Genomic DNA, 14,264 nt, shown 5'->3' on the forward strand with positions numbered 1-14,264 from the left:
TCATGGCCATCCAGATCCACGTCAGCGGAGACGCCGAGAAGGCCGTCGACCGCGTCGTCCCGGAGCTCGTCGCCGACGAGGTCGCGTCCGGCATCACCGCCCAGGTCCCCACCCTGTGGGGCGCCGCGGCGGAGGAGGAGGCGGCCAAGCGCCTCGGGTGGACCGAGTCGACCACCGTCTCCCGCCCCCTGATCCCCCAGATCCTCGCCCTGCGCGAGGAGTTCCAGGCCAAGGGCGTCGACCACATCGTCCTCGGCGGCATGGGCGGCTCCTCGCTCGCGCCCGAGGTCATCACCCGCACCGCCGGCGTCGAGCTCACCGTGCTCGACTCGACGGCGCCCGGCCAGGTGCTCGCGGCCCTGAACGACCGGCTCGCGTCGACCGCGGTCGTCATCTCCTCGAAGTCCGGCTCGACCGTCGAGACCGCGAGCCAGAAGAAGGCCTACGAGAAGGCGTTCACGGAGGCGGGCATCGATCCGCTCGACCGCATCGTCATCGTGACCGACCCGGGCTCGCCCCTGGACACCTCCTCCCGCGAGGCCGGCTACCGTGTGTTCAACGCCGACCCGAACATCGGCGGGCGCTTCTCGGCGCTCTCCGCGTTCGGCCTCGTGCCGTCCGGGCTCGCCGGCGCCGACATCGAGGCCCTCCTCGACGAGGCGGCCGAGGCCTCCCTCGGGCTCGCCGTGGACTCCCCCGAGAACCCGGGCCTGATCCTCGGAGCGGCGATCGCCGCGACCAGCCCGCGCCGCGACAAGCTCGCGATCGTCGCCGACGGGACCGACATCGTCGGCTTCGCCGACTGGGCGGAGCAGCTCATCGCCGAGTCCACCGGCAAGGACGGCACGGGCATCCTCCCCGTCGTCCTCGGCACGCTGGCCCCCGAGCTCTCGGAGGACCTGCCCGACGTGCAGGTCGTCCGCCTGGTCGAGGACGCCACGGCGCTGCACCTGTTCCCGCGCGACCGCCACGAGGGCGAGATCCTCCTCTCCGGCTCGCTCGGCGCTCAGATGCTGACGTGGGAGTACGCCGTCGCCGTCGCGGGTCGCCTCCTGGGCATCAACCCGTTCGACCAGCCCGACGTCGAGTCGGCGAAGGTCGCGACCCGGGCCCTGCTCGAGAAGCGCCCCGAGCCCGAGGCGCCCGCGTTCACCGACGCGGGCATCGAGGTCACCGGCAGCAGCAGCGTCACCGAGGGCGTCTCGACCGTCGCCGCCGCTGTCGACCGCCTCCTCGCGCAGCTGGGCGACGGCGGCTACGTCTCGATCCAGGCGTACGTCGACCGCCTCGCGCTCCCGCAGCTCGAGGGCGTGCGCGACCTCCTCGCCGCGCAGGCCCAGCGCCCCGTCACCTTCGGGTGGGGCCCGCGCTTCCTGCACTCGACCGGGCAGTACCACAAGGGCGGGGCGCCGACCGGCGTGTTCCTCCAGATCACCGAGCGCTCCGACGTGGACCTCGAGATCCCGGACAGCCCGTTCACCTTCGGCCAGCTCATCCTGGCGCAGGCCGCCGGCGACGCGAGCGTGCTCGCCGAGCACGGCCGGCCGGTGCTGACCCTCACGCTGACCGACCCCGAGGCCGACCTCGAGGCGCTCTTCGAGGCCCTCAACACCTGATCCGACGGGCACGCCGCCGCTGCGCTCTCGAGCGCGCGGCGGCGTGCCCGCGGTCGTCCCGCGACCACTTCCCGGGGCAGCAGCCGGGTCCGCCCGCTCCTCCCCCTCCCTCACCGATAGCAGTGCGCCGGTCCCACCGGCACACAGAAGGACACTGCACATGTCTGTGGACATCACCCCCGAGTTCAACCCGTTGAGGTTGAGCTTCGACCGCCGGTTGAACCGGATCGCCGGGCCCAGCGGCCTCGTCATCTTCGGCGTGACCGGCGACCTCTCCCGCAAGAAGCTCATGCCCGCGGTCTACGATCTCGCCAACCGCGGCCTCCTGCCTCCCGGCTTCGCCCTCGTCGGATTCGCCCGGCGCGACTGGGACGACCAGGACTTCGAGCAGGTCGTCCACGACTCCGTGAAGAAGCACGCCCGCACCGAGTTCCACGAGGAGGTCTGGGCGCAGCTCGCGCAGGGCATCCGGTTCGTGCAGGGCGAGTTCGACGACCCCGAGGCGTTCGCCCGCCTGAAGACGACCGTCGACGACCTCGACCGCGAGCGCGGCACGAACGGCAACTTCGCCTTCTACCTCTCCATCCCCCCGAAGTCCTTCCCGCAGGTCACCGAGCAGCTGCGCAGCTCCGGCCTCGCCGAGCAGAAGGACGGCCAGTGGCGCCGCGTCGTCATCGAGAAGCCGTTCGGCAGCGACCTGAAGACGGCCCGCGAGCTGAACGACGTCGTCGAGTCGGTCTTCCCGCCCGACTCCGTCTTCCGGATCGACCACTACCTCGGCAAGGAGACGGTCCAGAACATCCTGGCCCTCCGCTTCGCCAACATGATGTACGAGCCGCTCTGGAACTCGAACTACGTCGACCACGTGCAGATCACCATGGCCGAGGACATCGGCGTGGGCGGGCGCGCGGGCTACTACGACGGCATCGGAGCGGCGCGCGACGTCATCCAGAACCACCTGCTGCAGCTGCTCGCCCTGACCGCCATGGAGGAGCCGATCTCGTTCGACGCGGCCGACCTCCGTGCGGAGAAGGAGAAGGTCCTCGCGGCCGTCCGCCTCCCCGCCGACCTCTCCACTTCTACCGCCCGCGGGCAGTACGCCGGCGGCTGGCAGGGCGGCGAGAAGGTGCTCGGCTTCCTCGAGGAGGACGGCATGAGCCCCACCTCGACCACCGAGACCTACGCCGCCATGCGCCTGGACATCGGCACCCGACGCTGGGCCGGCGTGCCGTTCTACCTGCGGGCCGGCAAGCGCCTCGGCCGCCGCGTCACCGAGATCGCGGTCGTGTTCAAGCGGGCACCGAAGCAGCTCTTCGCCGAGAGCCAGACCACGTCGCTGGGCCAGAACGCGCTCGTCATCCGCGTCCAGCCCGACGAGGGCGTCACCATGCGCTTCGGCTCGAAGGTGCCCGGCGCCGGCATGCAGGTGCGCGACGTGACGATGGACTTCGGCTACGGTCACGCGTTCACCGAGGCGAGCCCCGAGGCCTACGAGCGCCTCATCCTCGACGTCCTCCTGGGCGAGCCGCCGCTCTTCCCACGGCACGAGGAGGTCGAGCTGTCCTGGAAGATCCTCGACCCGATCGAGGAGTTCTGGGCCACGCAGGGCCAGCCCGAGCAGTACCGCCCCGGAACCTGGGGCCCCGATTCCGCCGACGAGCTCCTCGCCCGCGACGGCCGCACCTGGAGGCGTCCATGATCGTCGATCTGCCCGACACCACGACGAGCGAGGTCTCGAAGACCCTCGTCAAGATCCGCGAGGAGGGCGGCGCCGTCGCCCTCGGCCGCGTCCTCACCCTCATCATCGCGACCTCGCGGGGTCACGAGGAGGAGGCCATCGAGGCCGCGAACGACGCGTCCCGCGAGCACCCGATGCGCGTCATCGTGGTCTCGAAGGACGACGGCACCACCACGGTGCCGGTCGACGCGACGGCGCGGGTCGACGCGCAGATCCGGGTCGGAGGCGACGCCGGCGCGAGCGAGGTCGTCGTGCTCCGTCCTTACGGAGACGCGGCCGAGGACGAGGAGAGCCTGGTCACGGGCCTGCTCCTCCCCGACGCCCCCGTCGTGGCCTGGTGGCCGAACAGCGCTCCGGACAACGCCTCCGCGTCCCCGATCGGCCGGATCGCCACTCGGCGGATCACCGACGCGTCGGCCCAGTCGAACCCGGCGGAGGCGCTGCACCACCTCGCGTCCACCTACGCCCCCGGCGACACCGACTTCGCCTGGACCCGACTCACCCTCTGGCGCGCGCAGCTCGCCGCCGTGCTCGACCAGCCGCCCTACGAGCCGATCACGGCCGTCGAGGTCTCGGGCGCGCCCGACTCCCCCTCGACGATCCTGCTCGCCGCCTGGCTGCAGCTCGAGCTCGACATCCCCGTCGACCACGAGCTCACGATCAGCGCCACCGGGTCCAGCGGGATCCACGGCGTGCGGCTCATCCGCGACTCCGGAGTGATCGAGCTCGAGCGCTCGGTGCCCAACGTCGCGACGCTCACGCAGCCCGATCAGCCGGTCCACGACATCTCGCTCCCCCGCCGCAGCCTCCGGGACTGCCTGGCGGAGGAGCTGCGCCGACTCGACCCGGATGACCTGTACGGTGAAGTGATCTCGCGCGGGGTCGACATGCTCACTGAGAAGGCCGAGGCCCGCAGCGCCTCCTGAGGTGTGGGCGCCCGTCCAGGGCGCCCGCACCTCAGAGCTTCCCGACACGGAGCCGAACCCCGCCGATCGGCACCCGAACCCGAAGGAGTCCCCTGAGATGACCACCGAACGCCGCGTGCTGGTCCACCGCGACAAGCAGACCCTCGCCGGCTCGGTCGCCGCCCGGTTCCTCACCAAGACGATCGACGTCCTCGACGACCTGGGTTCGGCGAACGTCGTGCTCACCGGAGGGACGATGGGAGCCGCCACGCTCAAGGAGATCGGCTCCTCCTCCGCCGCCGGCAACGTGGACTGGTCGCGCGTGCACTTCTGGTGGGGCGACGAGCGCTGGGTGCCCCGCGGCCACGAGGACCGCAACGACGTCCAGGCCGGGGACCTCTTCAGCGTCCTCGATGTGCCGGCGGCGAACGTGCACTCCTACCCGGCCTCGGACGAGGGCCTGGACCTCGACGGCGCCGCCGCTGCCTACGACGCGGAGCTGCGCGAGCACGCCTCCGAGGGGCGCGACTACCCGCGCTTCGACATCACCTTCCTCGGCGTCGGGCCGGACGGGCACATCGCGTCGCTGTTCCCCGAGCGCTCCGCGATCCGCTCCACGACGCCCGGCGTCCTCGCCGTCCGCAACTCGCCGAAGCCGCCGCCCGAACGCCTCACCCTCTCGCTGCCGCTGATCAACCAGTCGGACCGCATCTGGATGGTGCTCGCCGGCGCCGACAAGGCCTCGGCCCTGGGCCTCGCGCTCGCGGGTGCCAGCACGAACGAGGTGCCCGCGTCGGGCGCGTTCGGTCGCAAGCGCACGGTGTTCTTCGTCGACCAGGAGGCAGCGGCCGAGGTCCCCGAGTCGCTCATCGCTCCGAGCTACTGAGCACGGTCCGGAAACGACGGAAGGCCCGTCCCCCGAGGGGGCGGGCCTTCCGTCGTTCGTCGTCCGGTGAGGATCAGGACGGGGTCGCGGTGCCTCGTCGGGCGCGCAACTGCTGCAGCGCCTCCTCGAGGAGCTGAGCCGCCTCGGCCTCGGTGCGGCGCTCCTTCACGTAGGCGAGGTGCGTCTTGTAGGGCTCGGTCTTCGCGACCTGCGGCGGGTTCGCCCGGTCGCGGCCCGCGGGGAGACCGGACTGCGGCGAGTCGATCACCTCGGGGATCTCGTCCTCGGGGAGGGCCGCCGAGAAGTGGCGCACCGTCTCGTTGCCGAGAGCGTCCCAGTAGGAGACCGCGACGCGCTCCGCGTGGAAGCCCCGGTCCTGCTCGCCCATGGGTCCCGCGCCGACGCGCGAACCGCGGATTGCACTGCCGCCTGATGCCATTGCGAGTACCCCTATGCTCCGGTGGTGAACTTGGTGATGAGTCCGAGCACCACGATGCAGGCCAGCCAGACGACACCCAGGATCACGGTGATGCGGTTCAGGTTGCGCTCGGCGACGCCCGACGCGCCGAGGTTGGAGGTGACTCCGCCCCCGAACATGTCGGACAGTCCGCCGCCGCGCCCCTTGTGGAGCAGGATCAGCATGGTGAGCAGGAGGCTCGTGATGCCCAGGATGACCTGGAGCACGACCTGGAGGATGTCCACGCGGTACCTTTCGAAGTTCTGGCGCGTTGCGCGCCCCGACGAGTATAACGGCGCCTGCGAATCCGCGAGGAATGCGTCGTCCCGTGTTCGGGGCGATGTATACGAGTGTCCGTCGAGGGGCGGAGCGGGTGGCCTCGTCGCGATGCCCTCGACAACCTCTCCAGTCGCCGGACCGCGAGCCTGTGATCCACGTACTTTCGGATCGATCGAGCCGAACGCGCCACGCTCTCGGAGGGCACCCCGCGAGGAGCTGACGGCACCGGACCGGCCAACGCGTTATGCCGGTGTGGGATCTCCGAGGCGAACAGGCGATCCGCGTCCCAGCGGATCGACGTAGCCGAACGCATCCCGCTCCCGGAACCGCGTCCCGTCGGAAAGCCGACCGCGCCACGCCGCGCAGGGAGCGGCGTGGACGACAGCGAGGCGAACCGGTGATCCGCGTCCCAGCGGATCGACGTAGCTGAACGCATCCCGCTCCCCGAGCCGCGCCCCGTCGGAAAGCCGACCGCGCCACGCCGCGCAGGGAGCGGCGTGGACGACGAGAGGGCGGGCCCGATGGGCCCGCCCTCTCGTCGCAGCAGCTCAGACCCCGACGTGCTTCCGGAATCGCGCGATCGCCGCGAACTCGTCGACCTGGAGGCTGGCGCCTCCGACGAGTGCTCCGTCGACGTCGGGCTCGCGCATGAAGCCGGCGATGTTGCCGGACTTCACGGAGCCGCCGTAGAGGATGCGGGTCTTCGCGGCGGTGTCGGCGCCGAGGACGTCGGCGACGACTCCGCGGAGCGCCTTGCAGACCTGCTGGGCCTGCTCGGGCGTCGCGGCCTGTCCGGAGCCGATGGCCCAGACCGGCTCGTAGGCGACGACGAGGTCGGCGTCCGCGGGGAGGCCGGTGAGGGCCTCCTTCAGCTGGGCGACCGGCACAGCCGACGGGCCGTGCTTCTCGAGGTCCTCCGCGGTCTCGCCGACGCAGATGATCGGAGCGACGCCGTGATTGACGGCCGCAGCCGACTTGGCGGCGATGTCCGCGTCCGTCTCGCCGTGGAGCGTGCGACGCTCCGAGTGGCCGACGATCACGTAGTCGCAGTCGAGCTGCTTCAGGAACTGGCCCGAGATCTCGCCGGTGTAGGCGCCGCTGTCGAACTTCGAGACGTCCTGCGCACCGTACTTGAGCGGCAGCTTGTCCGAGTCGACGAGGATCTGCACGGGCCGGAGGTCCGTGAAGGGCGGGAACACCGCGACCTCGACGCCGTCGAAGTCGTGATCGGCGTCCTTGAGGCTCCACGCCAGCTTCTGCACGAAGGCGATGGCCTGGAGGTGGTCCAGGTTCATCTTCCAGTTGCCGGCGATGAGCGGGGTGCGGGCGGTGGTGTCTACCATCCGAGGACCTCCAGTCCGGGGAGGCGCTTGCCCTCGAGGAATTCGAGGCTCGCTCCGCCTCCCGTCGAGATGTGGCCGAACTGGTCGTCGCGGAACCCGAGGGCGCGGACGGCCGCGGCGGAGTCGCCTCCGCCGACGACGCTGAGACCGTCGACCTCGGTGAGCGCCTGCGCGACGGTCTTGGTGCCCGCCGCGAACGGCTCGAGCTCGAAGACGCCCATGGGGCCGTTCCAGAACACCGTCTCGGACGCCGCGATGATCTCGGCGAAGTGCGTGGCGGTGTCCGGTCCGATGTCCAGGCCGAGGCCCTTCTCACCGAAGGGCGTGCCCTCGATCGCGTCGGCCGAGGCGACCTGGTGCTCGGCGTCGGGGCCGAACTCCGACGCCACGACGACGTCCGTCGGCAGAACGATCTCCACACCCAGCTCCTTCGCCTTGGCGAGGTAGCCGAGCACGGTGTCGACCTGGTCGGCCTCCAGCAGGCTGGCGCCGACCTCGTGGCCCTGGGCCTTGAGGAAGGTGAAGAGCATTCCGCCGCCGATGAGGATCGAGTCGACCTTCGGCAGCAGGTGCTCGATCACGCCGAGCTTGTCCGAGACCTTCGAGCCGCCGAGGACGACCGCGTAGGGGCGCTCGGGCTTCTCGGTGAGCCGCTCCAGCACCTCGAGCTCGGCCGCGATCAGCGTGCCGGCGGCGCTGGGGAGAAGCTCGGCGAGCTCGTAGACGCTCGCCTGCTTGCGGTGCACGACGCCGAACCCGTCGGAGACGAAGGCGTCACCATAGGCGGCCAGCTTCTCGGCGAAGGTGCGGCGCTCGGCCTCGTCCTTGCTCGTCTCGCCGGCGTTGAACCGGAGGTTCTCGAGGACGACGACCTGGCCGTCCTCGAGGGCGTCGACGGCGGCCGAGGCCGCCTCCCCGACGGTGTCCTCGGCGAAGGCCACCGGAGCGTCGAGCAGCTCGCCGAGGCGGGCGGCGACGGGAGCGAGGCTGTACTTCGCCTCGGGCTTCCCCTCGGGGCGCCCGAGGTGGCTCACGACCACGACTCGGGCGCCCTCGGAGACCAGACGCTGGAGCGTGGGCACCGACGCGCGCACGCGGCCGTCGTCCGTGATCGTTCCGTCCTTCAGGGGGACGTTCAGATCGCAGCGGACGACGACGCGCTTGCCTGCGAGGGAGCCCAGTGAGTCCAGAGTGCGGAGCGTCACTGCGCGCAGCCCTTAGAGCTTGCCGGCGACGAACTCGGTGACGTCGACGAGGCGGTTGGAGTAGCCCCACTCGTTGTCGTACCAGGAGGCGACCTTGACCTGGCTGCCGATGACCTTCGTGAGGCCCGCGTCGAAGATCGACGAGTGCGGGTCGGTCACGATGTCGCTCGAGACGATTGGGTCCTCAGTGTACTTGAGGATGCCCTTGAGGTCTCCCTCGGAGGCCGCCTTGTACGCCGCGTTGATCTCCTCGACGGTGGCGGGCTTGGTCAGCTCGACGGTGAGGTCGGTGATCGAGCCGGTCGGGACCGGGACGCGGAGGGCGTAGCCGTCGAGCTTGCCGACGAGCTCCGGGATGACCAGGCCGAGCGCCTTGGCGGCACCGGTCGAGGTCGGGATGATGTTGACGGCGGCGGCGCGGGCGCGACGCAGGTCGCTGTGCGGGCCGTCCTGGAGGTTCTGGTCGGCGGTGTACGCGTGGACCGTGGTCATCAGGCCGCGCTCGATGCCGAAGTTGTCGAGCAGCACCTTGGCGAGCGGCGCGAGGCAGTTCGTGGTGCAGGACGCGTTCGAGATGATGTCGTGCGTCGCGGGGTCGTAGGTGTTCTCGTTCACGCCGAGGACCAGGGTCGCGACGTCGCTGCCGGTGGCGGGAGCGGAGACGATGACCTTCTTGGCACCCGCGGTGATGTGCTTGCGCGCGTCCTCCGACTTGGTGAAGCGGCCGGTCGACTCGATGACGACGTCGACTCCCAGCTCGCCCCAGGGGAGGTTCGCGGGGTCGCGCTCCTCGAGGACGATGATCGGCTTGCCGTTGACGACGATGCGGTCGCCGTCGAGCTCGACGGTCGCGTCGAGGCGGCCCGTGATGGAGTCGTACTTCAGGAGGTGCGCGAGGGCCTTGTTGTCGGTGAGGTCGTTGACCGCGACGATCTCGAGGTCGCTGCCCTTGGCGAGGGCTGCACGGAAGAAGTTACGGCCGATACGGCCGAAGCCGTTGATGCCGATCTTGACGGACACAGATATCTCCTGGTGAGGAAAGGCACCTCGACGGTGCAGTGGAGGGGTGGAAGCCGACGACAGGGCGTCCCGGACGCGGGGCCCGGGACGCCGAGATCGCTACGACAGTAGCAGCAGGCCCGAAGTCTTCTCGCGGGCCTTCTCGAAGCGCGCGGAGACGTCGGCCCAGTTCACGATGTTCCAGAACGCCTTGACGTAGTCGGCCTTCACGTTGACGTAGTCGAGGTAGAAGGCGTGCTCCCACATGTCGAGGAGGAGGACCGGGACGGTCGCCGCGGCGAGGTTGCCCTGGTGGTCGTAGAGCTGCTCGATGATGAGCTTCTCGCCGAGCGAGTCCCAGGCGAGGATCGACCAGCCGGAGCCCTGGATGCCGAGGGCCGAGGCGGTGAAGTGGGCGCGGAACTTGTCGAACGACCCGAAGTTGTCGTCGATGGCCGCGGCGAGCTCGCCGACGGGCTTGTCGCCGCCGTCCGGCGAGAGGTTGTTCCAGAACACGGTGTGGTTCACGTGACCGGCGAGGTTGAAGGCGAGGTCCTTCTGGAGCTTGTTCACGTTCGCGAGGTTCTCGCTGTCGCGAGCCTCCTGCAGCGAGGCGAGGGCGGTGTTCGCCCCGGCCACGTACGTCGCGTGGTGCTTGTCGTGGTGGAGCTCCATGATCCGCCCACTGATGTTCGGCTCGAGGGCCGAGTAGTCGTAGGGCAGTTCGGCGAGCGTGTAGTCAGCCATGTGCGATCTCCTGTTCGTGGTCGTCGCTCCCGTGCGACCCGCCGGCGTCTCGGCGTCCTCCGCGAGGCGGAGGAGGAGGGCCGGGAGTGTCCTGAGCGACCCGATCAGTCTAGCGAGGGGGCCCCTCCGCGTTCGGAGGGCTTGCGTTGTTCGACCAGGAGACACTCAGCGTTCGCCGGGCGGGGCGCGCCGTGCGGCCGGGCCTACAGGTCCTGCAGCTCTGCCGGGAGGTTCGCGTCGGTGCCCGGGATGTCGAGGTCGGACGCGCGCTTGTCGGCCATCGCGAGGAGGCGGCGGATGCGGCCGGCGACGGCGTCCTTCGTCATCGGCGGATCGGCGTGGTGGCCGAGCTCGTCGAGGCTCGCGTCGCGGTGCGCGAGGCGCAGGCGCCCGGCGTAGCGGAGGTGCTCGGGGATGTCGTCGCCCAGGATCTCCATCGCGCGCTCGACGCGGGCGCACGCCGCGACGGCGGCCTGGGCGGAGCGGCGGAGGTTCGCGTCGTCGAAGTTGACGAGGCGGTTCGCGGTCGCCCGCACCTCGCGGCGCTGGCGCAGCTCCTCCCAGCTCGCGACGGTCGCGGTCGCGCCCATCAGGGTGAGCATCGCGCTGATGCTCTCGCCGTCGCGGATGACGACCCGGTGGACGCCGCGCACCTCGCGGGACTTGGCCTGGACTCCCAGGCGTCCGGCGGCTCCGACGATCGCCATGGCCGCCTCGTTGCCGGGGCAGATGATCTCGAGCGCCGCGGAGCGGCCCGGGTCGGTCAGCGAGCCCTGGGCGAGGAAGGCGCCGCGCCACAGGGCGGCGAGCTCCTCGCGGGAGCCGGTCGTGAGGCGGTTGGGCAGGCCGCGGACGGGCCGGCCCCGCTGGTCGAGGAGGCCGGTCTGCCGGGCGAGGGTGTCCCCGCCCTCGACGACGCGCACCAGCCAGCTCGTGGTCCTCCGGGATCCGCCGGCCGAGACGATGCTGCCCTCGCTGCGGACGCCGTACAGCTCGGCGAGGTCGCGGCGCACGCGGGTCGCGAGCGGGGCGGAGTCGAGCTCGACCTCGACCGCGAGGCGGTTGGAGATGATGTGCAGTCCTCCGGAGAAGCGGAGGATGGTCGCCAGTTCGGCGGCACGGACGGTGTTCTTGCGCGAGACGATCGCGACCAGTTCGCCCTTGACGTCTGCGGTGAGGGCCACGGAGTCTTCCTTACGTCGGGTGCGCGGCTGAGCGCGCGGGGATCATTCTCGGCCGAGGTCGCGGTGCGCCACGTTGACGGCGACGCCCGGCAGCTCGGCCAGACGGGCCGCGACACGGCCCGCGACCGCGACGGAGCGGTGCTTGCCTCCCGTGCAGCCGATCGCGATGGTCGCGTGGCGCTTGTTCTCGCGCTGGTAGCCGTCGAGCACGGGGCGCAGGGCCCGGGAGTAGGAGTCGATGAACTCCTCGGCGCCCTGCTGGGCCAGCACGTAGTCTCTCACCTCTTCGTCGAGACCCGTGTGCGGACGCAGCTCCGGGATCCAGTACGGGTTCGGCAGGAACCGCGCGTCGGCCACCATGTCGGCGTCCGTCGGCAGCCCGTACTTGAAGCCGAAGCTCATCACCGTGACCTGGAGGCCCGCGCGGCCGGCCTCGGCGAAGCGCTCGGTGATGCTGGTGGCCAGCTGGTGGATGTTGAGGTCCGAGGTGTCGATGACGATGTCGGCCGACTCCCGCAGCTGAGCGAGGCGCGTCCGCTCGGCGGAGATGCCGTCGAGGAGGGTCCCCCGGCCCTGCAGCGGGTGCGGACGGCGCACCTGCTCGAAGCGGCGGACGAGCGCGGCGTCGGTGGCCTCGAGGAACACCACTCGGAGGTCGACCCCGGCGCGCAGCTCGCGGACGATGTCGCCGAGGTCCTCGAAGAAGTCGCGTCCGCGGACGTCGACGACCGCCGCGATCTTCGGCAGCGTGTCCCCTGCACGCTGCGCCAGGTCGACCAGCGGGCGCAGCATCTGCGGCGGCAGGTTGTCGACGACGTACCAGCCGAGGTCCTCCAGCGCGTTCGCGGCCGTGGACCGGCCCGCTCCGGACATCCCCGTGACGATCAGCACGTCCTGCTGCTCGCTCTCCGTGCTCATGCGCTCTCCGTGCTCGTGTCTGCTCGTGTCCTCGGTGCCGGGCACCGGCCGCTCTCCCCCGGAGCGCGGGCCTCCAGCCTAGGGCGTGCCCCCGACGGCGGACCCGTCCGGATGCAGGTGCGCGTGGATCGCGCCCGCCAGCGTCGGGCCGATGCCCTTGACCTCGGCGATCTCGGCCTCGCCCGCCTCGCGGAGCCGGGCGACGGATCCGAAGTGCTTCAGCAGGTCGCGGACGCGCGTGCCTCCGAGCCCGGGCACCTCGGCCAGCTGCGACGAGATGTCGCGCTTGCGACGCGTCCTCTGGTGGGTGATCGCGAAGCGGTGCGCCTCGTCGCGGATGCGCTGGAAGAGGAAGAGCGCATCGCTGTTGCGCGGCAGGATGACGGGGAAGTCGGAGTCCGGCAGCCAGATCTCCTCGAGGCGCTTGGCGATCCCGCAGAGGGTGATGCCGGTCACCCCGGACTCGTCGAGCGCGCGCTGCGCGGCTGCGACCTGCGGCTGGCCGCCGTCGACGATCAGCAGCTGCGGGGGGTACGAGAACTTGCGCCGCTTGGCCTCGCCGGTCTCGGGGTCGACCGCCGCGGGCTCGACCGGCTCGCGGAGGTACGCGAGGCGGCGGGTGAGCACCTGGTGCAGCGACTCGGTGTCGTCCGTCGACTCCGCGATGGAGAACCGCCGGTACTGGTCCTTCCGCGCGAGCCCGTCCTCGAAGACCACCATCGAGGCGACGATGTTGGTGCCGCTGAGGTGGGAGACGTCGTAGCACTCCATCCGGAGCGGCGCCTCGCTCATGCCGAGGGCGTCGCGGATGTCCTCCAGGGCCTGCGTCCGAGCGGTGAAGTCGGCGGAGCGGCGGGTCTTGTACAGCATCAGCGAGTGCTTCGCGTTCTGCGTCGCCGTCTCGAGGAGGGCGGCCTTGTCTCCGCGCTGGGCCGCTCGGAGGCGCACGTTCGTGCCGCGCAGTCCGCTCAGCCACTCCTCGAGCGCCTCGGTGTCCTCGGGCAGCTCCGGCACGACGACCTCCCGGGGCGGGACGTCGCCGGTCTCGTAGGCGGCCTGGAGTGCCGTGTCGACGAGCTCCGCCGTGCTCATGTCGAGCTCCTTGTCGACGACCCAGCCCCGCTCGCCGCGGATGCGCCCGCCGCGGACCCGGAACTGCTGCACGGAGGCGGCGAGCTCGTCGTGGACGATCGCGTAGAGGTCGACGTCCACGTTGTCCTTGAGCACGACCGCGCTCTTGGCGAGGACCGCGTCGAGGGCGGCGGCCTGATCGCGCAGCTTCCCCGCGCGCTCGTACTCCATCGCCGCCGCGGCCTCGCGCATCTCCTTCTCGAGCTCGCCGATCATCCGGCGGTCGTGGCTGCCCATGAAGGCGACGAAGCGGTCGACCATCTCGCGGTGCTCGGCGAAGGTGACGCGGTGGGAGCAGGGCCCGCCGCAGCGGCCGATCTGCGACGCGAAGCAGGGCTTGCCGCTCTGCATGGCGCGCTTGTAGTTGGAGTCGTTGCAGGTCCTGATCGGGAACGCCTTGATCATCAGGTCGATCGTCTCGTGGATCGCCCAGATCTTGGGGTAGGGCCCGAAGTAGCGGGCCTTCCTGATCTTGGCGTTCCGCGTGACCATCACCCGCGGGGCCTCGTCGCCGAGCGTCACCGCCATGTAGGGGTAGGACTTGTCGTCGCGGAACTTGACGTTGAAGGGTGGATCGAACTCGTTGATCCAGGTGAACTCGAGCTGCAGGGCCTCGACGTCGGTGCCGACGACGGTCCACTCGACGCCGGAGGCCGAGGTGACCATCCGCCGGGTGCGCTCGTGCAGGCTCGGCAGCGGGGCGAAGTAGTTGCTCAGCCGCGCGCGGAGGTTCTTGGCCTTACCCACGTAGAGCACCCGCCCCCGGGCGTCCGTGAAGCGGTACACGCCCGGGAGGGTCGGGATTTCGCCCGGCTTCGGCCGGAAGTCGACTGTCTGCGCCATGCCTCTCGCTCGC

The 14,264-nt window shown here is 70.8% G+C and carries 13 protein-coding genes; 4 read left to right on the plus strand and 9 right to left on the minus strand.

Annotated features, from left to right (window positions below):
- Positions 1-2 precede the first annotated feature (2 nt).
- The 4 genes from C5D50_RS12780 (at position 3) to pgl (ending at position 5,145) form a co-directional block, all read left to right on the plus strand.
- The gene (locus C5D50_RS12780; protein ID WP_104221922.1) at positions 3-1,616 is read left to right on the plus strand and encodes a glucose-6-phosphate isomerase; all 1,614 of its coding nucleotides are present in this window, start codon (positions 3-5) and stop codon (positions 1,614-1,616) included.
- A gap of 160 nt (positions 1,617-1,776) precedes the next feature.
- Positions 1,777-3,315, plus strand: coding sequence for a glucose-6-phosphate dehydrogenase (zwf, locus tag C5D50_RS12785; protein ID WP_104225293.1), 1,539 nt, complete (start codon positions 1,777-1,779; stop codon positions 3,313-3,315).
- On the plus strand, positions 3,312-4,280 hold the full coding sequence (locus tag C5D50_RS12790) for a glucose-6-phosphate dehydrogenase assembly protein OpcA (protein ID WP_104232638.1): 969 nt from the start codon (positions 3,312-3,314) through the stop codon (positions 4,278-4,280). The genes zwf and C5D50_RS12790 overlap by 4 nt, the downstream gene beginning before the upstream one ends.
- Before the next feature lie 97 nt (positions 4,281-4,377).
- The gene (gene pgl, locus C5D50_RS12795; RefSeq protein ID WP_104283674.1) at positions 4,378-5,145 is read left to right on the plus strand and encodes a 6-phosphogluconolactonase; all 768 of its coding nucleotides are present in this window, start codon (positions 4,378-4,380) and stop codon (positions 5,143-5,145) included.
- 73 nt (positions 5,146-5,218) lie between these two features.
- Here pgl and C5D50_RS12800 read toward each other — a convergent pair whose 3' ends face one another.
- From C5D50_RS12800 to uvrC, 9 genes are all read right to left on the minus strand, one after another.
- On the minus strand, positions 5,219-5,584 hold the full coding sequence (locus tag C5D50_RS12800) for an RNA polymerase-binding protein RbpA (RefSeq protein WP_055791968.1): 366 nt from the start codon (positions 5,582-5,584) through the stop codon (positions 5,219-5,221).
- Positions 5,585-5,595: 11 nt separating this feature from the next.
- Positions 5,596-5,847, minus strand: coding sequence for a preprotein translocase subunit SecG (gene secG, locus C5D50_RS12805; protein ID WP_104221915.1), 252 nt, complete (start codon positions 5,845-5,847; stop codon positions 5,596-5,598).
- Between the two features lie 582 nt (positions 5,848-6,429).
- Positions 6,430-7,224 (minus strand): triose-phosphate isomerase, encoded by a 795-nt coding sequence (gene tpiA, locus C5D50_RS12810; RefSeq protein ID WP_104283675.1) that lies wholly within the window; start codon positions 7,222-7,224, stop codon positions 6,430-6,432.
- Positions 7,218-8,429, minus strand: a complete 1,212-nt coding sequence (locus C5D50_RS12815) for a phosphoglycerate kinase (RefSeq protein ID WP_104289017.1) — start codon at positions 8,427-8,429, stop codon at positions 7,218-7,220. The genes tpiA and C5D50_RS12815 overlap by 7 nt, the downstream gene beginning before the upstream one ends.
- A gap of 12 nt (positions 8,430-8,441) precedes the next feature.
- Positions 8,442-9,449, minus strand: coding sequence for a type I glyceraldehyde-3-phosphate dehydrogenase (gene gap / locus C5D50_RS12820; protein WP_104221909.1), 1,008 nt, complete (start codon positions 9,447-9,449; stop codon positions 8,442-8,444).
- 99 nt (positions 9,450-9,548) lie between these two features.
- Complete coding sequence (locus C5D50_RS12825; protein WP_104221907.1) at positions 9,549-10,175, minus strand: superoxide dismutase; 627 nt, start codon at positions 10,173-10,175, stop codon at positions 9,549-9,551.
- Between the two features lie 203 nt (positions 10,176-10,378).
- Positions 10,379-11,359, minus strand: coding sequence for a DNA-binding protein WhiA (gene whiA / locus C5D50_RS12830; protein WP_104221905.1), 981 nt, complete (start codon positions 11,357-11,359; stop codon positions 10,379-10,381).
- Positions 11,360-11,401: 42 nt separating this feature from the next.
- Complete coding sequence (gene rapZ, locus C5D50_RS12835; RefSeq protein ID WP_097166020.1) at positions 11,402-12,277, minus strand: RNase adapter RapZ; 876 nt, start codon at positions 12,275-12,277, stop codon at positions 11,402-11,404.
- Between the two features lie 78 nt (positions 12,278-12,355).
- Positions 12,356-14,251, minus strand: coding sequence for an excinuclease ABC subunit UvrC (gene uvrC / locus C5D50_RS12840; protein ID WP_104268633.1), 1,896 nt, complete (start codon positions 14,249-14,251; stop codon positions 12,356-12,358).
- Between the last annotated feature and the right edge of the window lie 13 nt (positions 14,252-14,264).

Origin of the sequence: Rathayibacter sp. RFBD1 (genome assembly GCF_002932915.1) — a bacterium.
In the GTDB taxonomy this organism is placed as follows: Bacteria; Actinomycetota; Actinomycetes; order Actinomycetales; family Microbacteriaceae; genus Rathayibacter.

Excerpts from the sequence above, each read along its gene's own strand:
- C5D50_RS12780 (WP_104221922.1), top strand. The coding sequence starts at position 3 with ATGGCCATCCAGATCCACGTCAGCGGAGACGCCGAGAAGGCCGTCGAC.
- zwf (WP_104225293.1), top strand. The coding sequence starts at position 1,777 with ATGTCTGTGGACATCACCCCCGAGTTCAACCCGTTGAGGTTGAGCTTC.
- C5D50_RS12790 (WP_104232638.1), top strand. The coding sequence starts at position 3,312 with ATGATCGTCGATCTGCCCGACACCACGACGAGCGAGGTCTCGAAGACC.
- pgl (WP_104283674.1), top strand. The coding sequence starts at position 4,378 with ATGACCACCGAACGCCGCGTGCTGGTCCACCGCGACAAGCAGACCCTC.
- C5D50_RS12800 (WP_055791968.1), bottom strand. The coding sequence starts at position 5,584 with ATGGCATCAGGCGGCAGTGCAATCCGCGGTTCGCGCGTCGGCGCGGGA.
- tpiA (WP_104283675.1), bottom strand. The coding sequence starts at position 7,224 with ATGGTAGACACCACCGCCCGCACCCCGCTCATCGCCGGCAACTGGAAG.
- C5D50_RS12825 (WP_104221907.1), bottom strand. The coding sequence starts at position 10,175 with ATGGCTGACTACACGCTCGCCGAACTGCCCTACGACTACTCGGCCCTC.
- rapZ (WP_097166020.1), bottom strand. The coding sequence starts at position 12,277 with ATGAGCACGGAGAGCGAGCAGCAGGACGTGCTGATCGTCACGGGGATG.
- uvrC (WP_104268633.1), bottom strand. The coding sequence starts at position 14,251 with ATGGCGCAGACAGTCGACTTCCGGCCGAAGCCGGGCGAAATCCCGACC.